At 72.7% G+C, this 11,742-nt stretch carries 7 protein-coding genes; all 7 read right to left on the minus strand.

The window, feature by feature from the left end; all coding sequences use genetic code 11:
- Positions 1-16: 16 nt before the first annotated feature.
- Entirely contained in the window at positions 17-424 is a 408-nt protein-coding gene (gene nirD, locus FK530_RS15630; RefSeq protein ID WP_146487957.1) for a nitrite reductase small subunit NirD, read from the minus strand.
- The gene (gene nirB, locus FK530_RS15635) at positions 421-2,958 is read right to left on the minus strand and encodes a nitrite reductase large subunit NirB (protein WP_146487958.1); all 2,538 of its coding nucleotides are present in this window, start codon (positions 2,956-2,958) and stop codon (positions 421-423) included. The genes nirD and nirB overlap by 4 nt, the downstream gene beginning before the upstream one ends.
- 125 nt (positions 2,959-3,083) lie before the next feature.
- Positions 3,084-4,766, minus strand: a complete 1,683-nt coding sequence (locus FK530_RS15640; protein ID WP_158645114.1) for an NTP transferase domain-containing protein — start codon at positions 4,764-4,766, stop codon at positions 3,084-3,086.
- Complete coding sequence (locus tag FK530_RS15645) at positions 4,753-8,676, minus strand: bifunctional nitrate reductase/sulfite reductase flavoprotein subunit alpha (RefSeq protein ID WP_146487960.1); 3,924 nt, start codon at positions 8,674-8,676, stop codon at positions 4,753-4,755. The genes FK530_RS15640 and FK530_RS15645 overlap by 14 nt, the downstream gene beginning before the upstream one ends.
- Before the next feature lie 113 nt (positions 8,677-8,789).
- On the minus strand, positions 8,790-9,728 hold the full coding sequence (locus FK530_RS15650) for an LLM class flavin-dependent oxidoreductase (protein WP_146487961.1): 939 nt from the start codon (positions 9,726-9,728) through the stop codon (positions 8,790-8,792).
- A 19-nt stretch (positions 9,729-9,747) separates the two neighbouring features.
- A complete protein-coding gene (locus tag FK530_RS15655) occupies positions 9,748-10,620 on the minus strand; it encodes an ABC transporter permease (RefSeq protein WP_231706662.1) in 873 nt (290 codons plus the stop codon).
- On the minus strand, positions 10,620-11,588 hold the full coding sequence (locus FK530_RS15660; RefSeq protein ID WP_166443298.1) for an ABC transporter ATP-binding protein: 969 nt from the start codon (positions 11,586-11,588) through the stop codon (positions 10,620-10,622). The genes FK530_RS15655 and FK530_RS15660 overlap by 1 nt, the downstream gene beginning before the upstream one ends.
- Between the last annotated feature and the right edge of the window lie 154 nt (positions 11,589-11,742).

Raw genomic sequence — 11,742 nt, forward strand, 5'->3', positions numbered from 1 at the left:
AGTAGCGGTGCTGCGATCACAGAATGCCGGGACGGGGACGGAAGCCGAAGCGCACCTCCGGGGAGTTCGCGACGTAGACCGTCCCATCGAGCGAGATCCTGGTGTCGTACACCGGGATCGAGACGCCGGGAGCGTCGAGGCAGCGGCCGTCGAGCAGGCTGAAGGCCTGCTTCTTCAACGGCGACTGGACGACGGGGAAGCCGCCCCGGTCGCCGACGATGCCGCGCGACATCACGGCGGCCCGCCCGATCGGGTCGATGTTCCCGATCGCCCGGATGCTGTCGTCCGCCAGCCGGAACAGGGCCACTTGAGCGCCGTCGGGGAGGAGCACCGCCACGCCGCGCAGCGGTTCGAGCCGGGCCGCGGGGCACGCCGCCGTCCAGTCGCGGGTCCACCGGTGCAGATCGAAGGGGGTCGTGGTCATGCCTTCTCCTTCTTCGGGGGCATCGACGGGGTGGGGGTGCCGAGCAGGATCGGCACCTTGCGGCCGTTCTTCTCGCCGAAGTCGACCGTCGGATCGGGCGCCCCGGGGGCGTTGACGAAGGAGACGAACCGAGCGAGCTTGTCGGGATCGTCGAGGACGCCCTTCCACTCGCACCCGTAGCCGTCCACATGACGCTCGACCGTGGCCTCGAAGTCGGCGTTGAGGCCGAGTGCATCGTCGATGACCACCTCGCGCAGGCGATCCATCCCGCCGTCCAGGCTCTCGACCCATGGCGCGGTGCGCTGGAGCCGGTCGGCGGTGCGGATGTAGTACATGAGGAATCGGTCGACGTAGGTGATGAGCGTCTCGCGGTCGAGGTCGCCCGCGAGGAGCTGCGCGTGTTTGGGGGTCATGCCGCCGTTGCCGCCGACGTAGAGGTTCCAGCCCGACTCGGTCGCGATGACGCCGACGTCCTTGCCACGGGCCTCCGCGCACTCGCGGGCGCAGCCGGAGACGCCCATCTTGATCTTGTGCGGTGATCGGAGCCCGCGGTAGCGCAGCTCGAGGTCGATCGCCATCTGCACCGAGTCCTGCTGACCGTAGCGGCACCAGTCGCTGCCGACGCAGCTCTTCACGGTGCGCAGCGACTTGCCGTAGGCCTGACCGGATTCCATGCCGGCGTCCACCAGTCGCCGCCAGATCAGCGGTAGCTGGTCGACGGTGGCGCCGAACATGTCGATCCGCTGGCCGCCGGTGATCTTCGTGTACAACCCGAAGTCGCGGGCGATCTCGCCGATCACGATCAGCTGCTCGGCGGTCACGTCGCCGCCCGGCATGCGGGGCACCACCGAGTAGGTGCCGTTGCGCTGGATGTTGGCGAGGAAGTGGTCGTTGCTGTCCTGCAGCGACGCCTGCTCGCCGGAGAGGATGTGGTCCGAGCTGGTGGAGGCGAGGATCGACGCCACCGTCGGCTTGCAGAGGTCGCAGCCGGTGCCGGAGCCGAAGCGCTCGATCAGGCCGGAGAAGGTGCGGATGCCGCTCGCCTGGACGAGCTCGAAGAGCTCCGCGCGGGACTGGGTGAAGTGCTCGCACAGCGACTTCGAGACGGTGACGCCCTCGGCCTCCAACAGCTGGGACAGCAACGGCACGCAGGATCCGCACGAGGTGCCCGCGTTGGTGCAGCCCTTGAGGTCCGCCACCGTGCACGCGCCCTCGGCGATCGCCGAGCACAGCGTGCCCTTCGAGACGTCGTTGCACGAACAGACCTGCGCCGCATCGGGGAGCGCGCCCACCCCGATACCGGGGGAACCGTCGCCGGCGGGCGCGATCAGCGAGACCGGGTCGCCCGGCAGCGACGAGCCGACGAGCGGCCGCAGCACGCCGTACTGCGAGGCGTCGCCGACGAGCACGCCGCCCAGCAGCGTCGACGCGTCGTCCGACAGGACGAGCTTGGCGTAGGTCCCGCCGATCGGGTCGCTGACCACGACGTCGAGGGCACCCGGGGTGGTGCCGAGGGCGTCGCCGAAGGAGGCCACGTCGACCCCGAGCAGTTTGAGCTTGGTGGACAGGTCGGCACCGGGGAACTGCGCGTCGCCCCCCAGCAGGCGGTCGGCGACCACCTCGGCGGTGGCGTAGCCCGGGCCGACCAGGCCGTAGCAGCGGCCCTCGATCGCCGCCACCTCGCCGATGGCGAAGACGGCGGGATCCGAGGTGGCGCAGCCGAGGTCGGTGATGACCCCGCCCCGCTCGCCGACGGTCAGCCCGGCCTCGCGGGCCAGTTCGTCTCGGGGCCGGACACCGGCCGCGAAGACCACGACGGCCGCGTTCACCACCGTCTCGTCCTTGAGCGTCACGGCCAGGCCGTGCTCGCCGGGGGAGATGTCGGTGGTGCCGGACGAGAGGGTGATGTCGATCCCGAGGTCGCCGATCATCCGCGCCAGGTGCTCGCCGCCGCCGGTGTCCACCTGCTGCGGCATCAGGCGGGGGTTGACCTCCACCACGTGCGGGCGCAGCCCCAGGCTGCGCAGGGCGTTCGCCGCCTCGAGGCCGAGGAGGCCACCGCCGACCACCATCCCGACGGGCTCGGCCGTGCTGGCCAGCGCGGCGTCGGCGTCCGCGCGGAGCGCGTCCAGGTCGTCGAGGGTGCGGTAGACGTGACAGCCGGGCAGGTCGTGGCCCGGGACGGGCGGCACGAAGGCGTAGGAGCCGGTGGCGAGCACGAGCGCGTCGTAGGCGATCGGGCCGTCGGCCGTCGCGACGGTGCGCGCCGCGCGGTCGATCCCGGTCACCCGGACGCCGAGCCGCAGCTCCACCAGCGGATCACCCGCGTAGTCGTTGCCCGCGAGAGCGAGTCCGGCGCGGTCCCAGGTCCCGACGTAGGACGAGAGTCCCACGCGGTCGTAGGCGCCGTCCGTCTCCTCGCCGAGGACGACGACCCGCCACTCGCCCGCCTCGTCACGGGCGCGGAGCGCCTCGACGAACCTGTGGCCGACCATGCCGTGTCCCACCACGACGACGGTGCGCTGGGTGACCATAGGACCTCTCCTCTCGCCGGAAACCGTTGGCTCCGAATCTAAGGAGGTGGTGTTGCGGGGCTGTGCCGCCGTGTTGCCCGTCGATCACGCCTTCCTCACAGGCGGCGAGGCATGGACGTGAGGACTCAGGCGAGCCGTTCGACGAGGTCGCCCGGGCGTGCGAGCGGGGGTACGAGCGCCACCGCGCGGCGGCCCACGGCGTCCCGCAGGTGGGGCGTCGCAACGGTCGCGGGGAGGAGCCACCGTCCGGCGCCGTCGGGTTCGACCGGGAGCATGCGCCAGCGGTCGTCGGGGTTGCCGTCGGCGAGGAGGAGCAGGTCGACGGTCCGCGGGCCCTCCCTCAGCAGCGCCGCGCACAGAGGGCGGGCGAGGAGTGCGGCGCCCAGCATCGCCGCCATCGGGTTTCCGCCCAGGCCCACCACGATCGGGCCGTCCGGCACCGTCGCCACGAGGAGCGAGCCACCGGGGCGGACGTCGACGCCGTCGACGAGCTGCGTCGCCCCGGCCTCGGCGAGCGCGTCTCGCAGACGGTCCGCGGCACCGCGGCCGGTCGCGCCGATGATCACCACGACGTCGGCGCCGTCCGGGAGGAGCGCAGCACCGAACGAGGCGGGCGCGTCGCGCAGGTGCGGCCCCCGCCGCACGTCCGCGCCAGCCGTCTCGAAGGTCGTGGCGACGGGTCCCCACGCGGTCTCGGGCAGGCCGGTGCGGCCGGCGGCCCCGACCTCGTCGCCGGAGGTGTGCAGCCGGATCCGGACCGGACCGCGGGAGGGGAGGAAGGACACTCCGGCGGCCGTCGCGAGTGAGACGGTGGCCGGGTCGATCGCGGTGCCGGCGGGTGCGAGCGTCGTGCCCGCCTGCCACGCCGAGCCGATGCGCCGGACATCGTCGCGAGCGGGATCCGCGCACCCGAGCAGCGCGCCGTCGCGCACGATCTCCTCGTCGCGGACCACGCGATCGGCGCCCATGGGGAGGCGGGCGCCGGTGGCGATCCGCACCGCGGTCCCGGTGCCGAGCGGCAGCGGGTCGTGGCCCGCGACCGCCGCGCCTTCGACGGGCCGCCACGGCGGCGGGCCCGCGACCGCCCAGCCGTCCATCGCGGACTGGTCGAACGGCGGAAAGGGAGCCGCCGCGACGAGCGGATCCGCGAGGACCGCCCCGGGCACCAGCGGTCCGGGAGATGCAGGCAGTGCGGGGAGCGTCGTGCGCAGGAGCCGGCGCACGGCGAGCGGGGACGCGAGGGCGCGGGCCAGGTCCTCGGGCGTGTCCACATCGGCGAGCGGTTGCCGCAGCCGGGGCGCGTCCGGCGGGACGATCGCTCGGACCGGTACGCCGGACGGCTCGTCGATGCCCACCAGTGCCGCGCGCAGGGCGTCCGCCTCCCATACGGCGAGCAGGTATTGCGGTCTGCCGTGCACGTCCTCGGCGATCGCCACGGCGGCGCCGGTCGCGGCACGCAGGGCGGCCAGCCCGGCCAGGGTCGACGGCTCCACCTCGGGAACGTCGGCGGCCACGACCGCGATCGTCCGCGCATCCGCGGGCACGGCGGCGAGGCCCGCGGCGATCGCGGCGAGGGGACCACCGCCCGGCGGGTCCTCGCGGACCACGGTGACGTGATCCGGTACCGCGCGCGGCGGGCCCACGACGACGGTGCGCGCGCCGCGGGCAGCGGCGATCGCCGCGTCGAGCAGACGTCGCCCGCCCACTACGATCTCGGGTTTGTCGCGCCCCAGACGGCGTGCCCCGCCACCTGCCACGACCACGGCCGCGTCGCAGGACGCGGCCGGGTCGCGGTCAGTAGACGTCACGCACGTATCTCCGTTCGGCGGACAGCGCCGCGAGGTAGGCATCGGCGCTGCGGGGGGCCATGTGGCCGTGTTCGGCGACGATACCGCGCAGGGCCTCGTCCACGTCGCGGGCCATGCGGGCCGCGTCGCCGCACACGTACACGTGTGCGCCGCGCCGGATCCACTCCCACAGCTCGGCGGCGTGCTCACGCATCCGGTCCTGCACGTACACCTTTCGGGCGCTGTCGCGGGAGAAGGCGGTGTCCACGCGGGTGAGCACGCCCTCGGCGGCGAGGACGTCGAGCTCCGTGCGGTAGTAGAAGTCGCTGGCCTCGTGCTGCTCGCCGAAGAACAACCAGTTCGGTCCCGTCGCTCCGGCGCGTGCCCGGTCGTGCAGGAAGCCGCGGAAGGGGGCGATGCCCGTGCCCGGGCCGATCATGATCGCGGGGGCGTCGGGGTCCTCCGGCGGCAGGAAAGCGCGGGTGGGCTGTACGAAGACGTCCACCTCGCCGCCCGCGTCGAGCCCGGCGAGGTGCGTCGAGCAGGCGCCGCCGCGGCGGCGTCCGGCGTGCTCGAAGGCCACGACGGAGACGGTGATCGACACCCGGTCGGGGTCCTCGCGAGGACTGGACGAGATCGAGTACAACCGGGGCGTGAGCGGCCGCAACAGGGCCTCCCACTCCGCGGGATCGGCCTGCACCGGGTGCGCGGCGAGAAGGTCGAGCAGCTGACGGCCCCACGTCCACGAGGCGAACTTCGTGGGGTCGTCGAGCACACCGCGCAGCTCGTCGTTCACCTCGCAGCGGTCGGCGACGAAGCGCAGCAGCTCGGGGGTGATCCGGGTGAGGTCCTTGCGGTCGAGATCCGCCACGTCGCGCCGCACACCGGTGCGCGCGCAGAACTCCTCGATCACGGCCCCCGAGTTCACCGGGAGGATCCCGAGGGCGTCGCCTGCGCGATAACTCAGCTCCGCCGCCGGGAGCTCGAAGGTGAAGCGGCGCACGTCCTTCGCCGAACCCTCCCCGGACAGTCGCTCGGATTCCACCAGGCGGGTCCGCAGCGGGTTGGTCCGGGAGCGGCCCGACCGCTCCGCCGTCCGTTGCGGCGGCGCGGCCTCGGGGTCCAGCGCGGTCACCACCGTGCCGAGCCACGCGGCGGCGGTCTCGGCGTAGTCGGGCTCGCACGAGGAACGCGGCGCGAGCCGGGCCGCGCCGAGGTGCTCGAGACGCGCGTCCAGCTTGCGGGCGAAGCCGCAGAAGTCGGCGTACGACGGGTCGCCGAAGCCGAGGACGGAGAACCGCAGGCCGCCCAGGTCGCCGGGCTCCGCCGAGGCGAGCGCGTCCCAGAGCGCGACGCCGTTGTCGGGCGCTTCGCCGTCGCCGGTCGTGGCGACCAGGAACAGCACGGTGCCCGTCAACTGCGCGGGCGAGACCTGTTCGGCGCCGAGGATCGTCGTCGTCATGCCGGCGCCGCTCAGTGCCTCGGCGCAATCGGCGGCGTACGCCTCGGCCGTGCCCGTCTGCGACGCCCATACGATGCTGACTGTCGCGCCCGGGGGCTGCGTCTCGGCCGGGGACGCGCCGTACACGCCCGCAAGGACGCCCTCGAGCCAGGCGCGCGCGATCGGGGCGAGGGGCGCGTCGCCGGGCACCGTCGGCACACCCGACGGGGGCGCGACGCTCAGGCCCGTCAACAGCCCGCCGAGGAATCCCGAGGCCTCCGCGGTCAACTCGCCCGGGCCCGAGGCGAACGGCGCGAGCGCCGTCGCGAGCGGCGAAGCATGGGCCGCGGCGGGAGCCGGGGCCGGGGCCGGCGGGTCGGCCGGAAGCGGGGTGAGCGCGACCGCACTCACCTTGAACTCGGGCTGCAGTGATTCGGGATCGACGGCGTCGTTGGTCACCGCGTTCACGGCCACATCCTCTCCGAAGGAGTCGGCGAAGTGCATGGGGGCGAAACAGACCCCGGGCCGGACGGCGTCGTCGACGGCGACGGGCAGGGTCGCGCCGCCGCGGCGGCTGGAGACCCGCACCCGCGCCCCCGGGGTGAGGCCGAGCCGGTCGGCGTCCTCGGGATTGACCTGGAGGAAGGGCGCGGGGTTGAGACGGTTCAGTTTGGCGACCCGCCCGGTCTTGGTCATGGTGTGCCACTGGTGCGCGAGCCGACCGGTGGTGAGGATCAGCGGGTACTCGTCGTCGGGCAGTTCCGCGGGCGGGAGGTAGGGCCGCGGGAGGAATCGTGCCCGTCCGGACGGGGTGGCGAAGACGGGGCCGCGCGCGGTGTCCTCGGGGTCGAGGTAACGCACCGGATTCCGGTCGGGGCCGCCCGGTGCGGCGGGCCACTGCACGGGTCCGCGCGCCAGGCGCGCGTGGTCCACGCCGCGCACGTCCCAGCCGGTTCGGGGGTTGTGGAAGGCGCTGAGCTCGTCGAAGACCGCCGCGGCGTCGGGGTAGTCGAAGTCCGCACCGTGGCCCAGCTCGGCGGCGATGAGGCAGATCAACTTCCAATCGGGGAGCGCGTCACCGGGCGGGGGCGTCGCGGCGGCGGTCCGGGTGAGGGAGCGTTCCGAGTTGACCATCACGCCGTCGGTCTCGGCCCACAGCGCGGCGGGTAGCACGACATCGGCGTACTCCGAGGTCTCGGTGCCCGTGTACGCATCCTGCACCACCACCAGCTCGGCCGACCGCAAGGCGTCGATCACGGTGGAACGGTTCGCCATCGACGCCACGGGGTTGCTGCAGATGATCCAGGCGGCCTTGATCGAGCCCGCGGCGAGATCGCGGTACATCTGGACGGTGCCCTGGCCGGCCTCCGCGCGGATCGTGCCCTCGGGCAGGCCCCAGAGGTCCTCGGTGCGGGCGCGGTCGCCCTCGTCGAGGACGGACCGCTGTCCGGGCAGGCCCGGTCCCATGTACCCCATCTCGCGGCCACCCATCGCGTTCGGCTGGCCGGTGAGGCTGAAGGGGCCCGAGCCGGTACGGCAGATCGCGCCGGTGGCGAGGTGCAGGTTGCAGAGCGCGATCGTGTTCCACGTGCCATGGGTGGACTGGTTCAGGCCCATGGTCCACAGGCTGGTCCAGTTCGCGGCGCCGCCGATGAGCTCGGCCGCGCGCTCGATGTCGGCGGCGGCGAGGCCCGTGATCTCGGCGACGCGGTCCGTCGGGTAGTCCTCGAGGAAGGCGGGCATGGCGTCCCAGCCCTCGGTGTGGTGCGCGATGAAATCGAGGTCGAGCGCGTTCTTCTCGGCCAGCAGCCGGAGGATCCCGTTGAGCAGCGCGAGGTCGGTGCCCGGGCGGACGGCGAGGTGGAGATCGGCCTTCGCGGCCGTGGCGGTGCGGCGCGGATCGACCACGATGAGGCGCGCGCCCGCCTTGACCCGGTCCATCATCCGTAGGAACAGGATGGGGTGGCAATCGGCCATGTTGGCGCCCATGACGAGGAAGACGTCGGCGTGGTCGAGGTCGTCGTAGCTGCCGGGCGGCCCGTCGGCGCCGAGGGACTGCTTGTAACCGGTACCGGCGCTCGCCATGCACAGTCGCGAGTTGGACTCGATCCATTTCGTCCGGAGGTAGCCCTTCGCCAGCTTGGTGGCGAGGTACTGCGCCTCCAGCGTCATCTGTCCGCTCACGTACAGGGCGATCGCGTCGGGACCGTGTTCGTCGCGGATGGCGCGCAGGCGCTCGCCGGTCGCCGTGATGGCCTCCGCGAGGCCGACGGGGCCCCGGGGCGCGTCGCGGTCCTGGCGCAGCTCGGCGCGGGTCTGGCGGCCGCCCGCGGCGAGCAGGTCGACGGTGGTCGTCCCCTTCGTACACAGCCGGCCCCGGTTCGCCGGGTGGTTCTTCGTGCCGACGGAGCCCGTGACGGCACCGTCGCGCACCTGCAGCGTGAGGCCGCAGCCCACCCCGCAGTACCCGCACACCGTCTCCACATCCATGCCGCCACCGTGCCCGCGCGGTGTTTCCGGGGGCGAGCCGGATTGTTACGACGGTGTCACCGGCTGCGCGCCGGGACGTGCTGACTCCCGTGCGGCGGGTGCCTCCCGCGGTCTCATCGCAGCCGCGGGAGCACGTCGGCGTGCAGCCGCTCCACCTGCTCGCGGTCCGCGGCGACGTCGTGGCCCAGCGGATTGAGCAGGACCGTCTGCGCGCCCGCGGCGACCACCTCGGCGATGCCGTCGGCGACCTGCTCGGGCGTCCCGGTGACGGCGACGTCGCCGAACCGCGCCGTCAGCGCGCCGTAGATCCGGTCGAGGCCCTCGTCGGCGCGTCGCCGGGCGCGCGCGGGATCGTCATCGACGGCCACGTAGACGCGTTTGCCGATCCGGAAGCCCGCGGCGTCGCGCCCCTGCCGGGCGAGCTCGTCGCGGATGGTGGCGGCGGCACCGCGGAAGTGCGCCGTGGTCGAGGACCCCGCGCCCATGAAGCCGTCGCCGAGGCGCACCGCGCGGGCGAGCGCCTTGGGGGCGCCGCCACCGAACCACAGAGGAGGGTGCGGTCGCTGCACGGGCTTGAGCGGGATCGAGACGCCCTCGACCTCGCGGAAGCGGCCGTGGAAGGTCACCGTCGGATCGTCCGCCCACGCCGCCTTCATGAGGTCGATACCCTCCGTGTAGGACGCGATGAAGGTCTCGCGTGCGACGCCGAAGGCCGCGAAGGGCCGGAAGTCGCCGCCGGAGCCCACTCCGAGGTCGAGTCGCCCGTGGCTGAGCCGGTCGACCGAGGTGGCCGCGGCCGCGAGGTGCAGCGGATCGTGCAGCGAGGAGACGATCACCGCCACCCCGAGGCGCAGCCGGCCCGTGCACGCAGCCGCCCACGAGAGCAGCTCGAGCGGTGCGAGCATCGCCGCCCCGCCCACCGTCTGCTCCGACGTCCAGGCCCCCTCGAACCCGAGTTCCTCCGCGCGGACGAGATAGTCCCGGACACCCGCCGCGTCGAAGTCGCCGTCGAGGATCTGCGGGATCGAGACCGCGTAGCTCGTGGAGGTCATACCGCCAGGCTACGACCGCTCACCCGAGCCTGCGGCCGATGCGCCAGGCGCCGAGGGCGACGAAGACGATGAACAGGCCCGCGAACAGCAGCCAGATCGTCCACTCGGGGACCGGCGCCGAGGCGATGTGGGGGATCAGGCCGTACTCCTCGCGGACCGTTTCGCGTGCCTGCTCCGACGAGCCGACGAGGGCGTCGAGCGGGGCACGGGTGAACGGACCCCGCATCAGTGTCGCGGCCTGGTTCAGGGGGAGCAGGTTCATGAACGTCACCACGCCGCTCGGCAGGGCACCGACGGTGATGTACGCACCCGCGAGGAAGCCGCCCGCCGTGCCCACGATCGTGGCGACGGAGGTGAAGACGCCGGTGGACCCGATGAAGGTGACCACGAGGCTCCAGATCGCGGAGAACAGCAGGCAGAAGCCGATCAACTGGGTCAGCACCTGCGCGAACGCGCCGACGGGGAGCGCCGCCGCGTGGACGACACCGAGGTAGACGTCAGCGAGGACGAACACCGTCGCGCTCAGCGCGACCGACACCACGAAGGCGCCGAGCAGGTAGCTCAGGATCATCTGGAGTCGGCTGATCGGCGAGACCAGGAAGTCCCGGAAGACGTTCCCCACCCTGTCGTTCACGAACACGACGAGAGCCGACAGGCTGGTCGTGGCGGTGGTGATCATGACCAGGTTGGCGATCACCCAGGAGTAGACGAAGGCGTCGACGTCGTCGGCGCTCGCGGATGGCACGGACTTCTGCAGGGCATCGGTCTGCACGCCGCCGAGGAACGCCGAGAAGAGGATGAACAGGATGATCGGCGACAGCAGCGAGAAGAACACCGCCGCGGGATCGCGGAAGAAGACGACGACGTTCCGCCGGGTCAGATGGAACAACATCACCGGTCGCCTCCTCGGGTGATCGCGAGGAAGACGTCGTCCATGGTCCCGTGCCGGAACTCGAAATCGGCGATGTCGGCGTCGAAGTCGCGGAGCAGTGCCATGGCTTCGCGGCTCGACTCGACGGCGATCCGCCGCTCGGCCCCGTTGCGTCGTGCACGCGGGCCGAAGGTCTCGTCGAAGCGCCGCGGGTTCCGCAGGGTGACGCGCAGTTCGTCCCGCGCGTGGGCGCTCCGCAGCTCCGTCGGCGTGCCCGCCGTGACTATCCGGCCGTGGTCGATGATCGCGATGCGGTCGGCGCGCTCGGCCTCCTCCATGTAGTGCGTGGTGAGGAAGACAGTGAGCCGCAGGCGCTTCTGCAGGTCCAGGATCGTCGACCAGACGCGATCGCGCGAGTCCGGGTCGAGGCCCGTCGTCGGCTCGTCGAGGAACAGGATGCGCGGCTGATGGATCAGTGCCCGCGCGATGTCCGCGCGACGCTTCTGCCCTCCGGAGAGAGCTTTGTACCGGCGGTCGAGGAACTCCTCGAGCCCGAGCAGCGAGGACAGTCCCGCGATCCGCTCCTTCACCGGCTTCGCGCCGATCCCGTAGAAGGTCGCGCGCAGGGCGAGGTTCTCGCGGACGGACAGCACCGGGTCCAGCAGGGACTCCTGGAAGACCACGCCGATCGCGCGTCGAACGTCGAGATCCTGGTGGCCCACCTGCATTCCCGCGACGTGGATCGTCCCGGACGTCGTGGATTTCAGCGTGGTGATGCAACTGATCGTCGTCGACTTGCCGGCGCCGTTGGTGCCGAGGAAGGCGAAGGTGCTGCCGGCGGCGACGTCGAAGGAGACGCCGTCCACCGCGCGCACGTCGCCGTAGCTCTTGACCAGGCTCCGCACGCTGATGGCCGGGGGAGCACCGGGTGCGGTGGCCCGCGCCGGGTGCCCGGCGGGCGCGGACGGCCCCGATGGTCGTCGTGGCACGGCAGCCACCTGCCGCGAGGGGACGACCGGCGGGCGGGGCTGCGGGTGCGGCGCCGAGGCCCGGTCGGCTTGTGCTGGCGGCGCCGTCGGAGGCCCGAGGACGGGAACTCCAGTCACCGTACGTAAGATTGTATGTCGTCTTTCGCCCGTGAAA

The sequence above is a fragment of the Tsukamurella conjunctivitidis genome, assembly GCF_007858475.1.
Taxonomy (GTDB): Bacteria; Actinomycetota; Actinomycetes; order Mycobacteriales; family Mycobacteriaceae; genus Tsukamurella; species Tsukamurella conjunctivitidis.

Excerpts from the sequence above, each read along its gene's own strand:
- FK530_RS15645 (WP_146487960.1), bottom strand. The coding sequence starts at position 8,676 with ATGGATGTGGAGACGGTGTGCGGGTACTGCGGGGTGGGCTGCGGCCTC.
- FK530_RS15650 (WP_146487961.1), bottom strand. The coding sequence starts at position 9,728 with ATGACCTCCACGAGCTACGCGGTCTCGATCCCGCAGATCCTCGACGGC.
- nirD (WP_146487957.1), bottom strand. The coding sequence starts at position 424 with ATGACCACGACCCCCTTCGATCTGCACCGGTGGACCCGCGACTGGACG.
- nirB (WP_146487958.1), bottom strand. The coding sequence starts at position 2,958 with ATGGTCACCCAGCGCACCGTCGTCGTGGTGGGACACGGCATGGTCGGC.
- FK530_RS15655 (WP_231706662.1), bottom strand. The coding sequence starts at position 10,620 with ATGTTGTTCCATCTGACCCGGCGGAACGTCGTCGTCTTCTTCCGCGAT.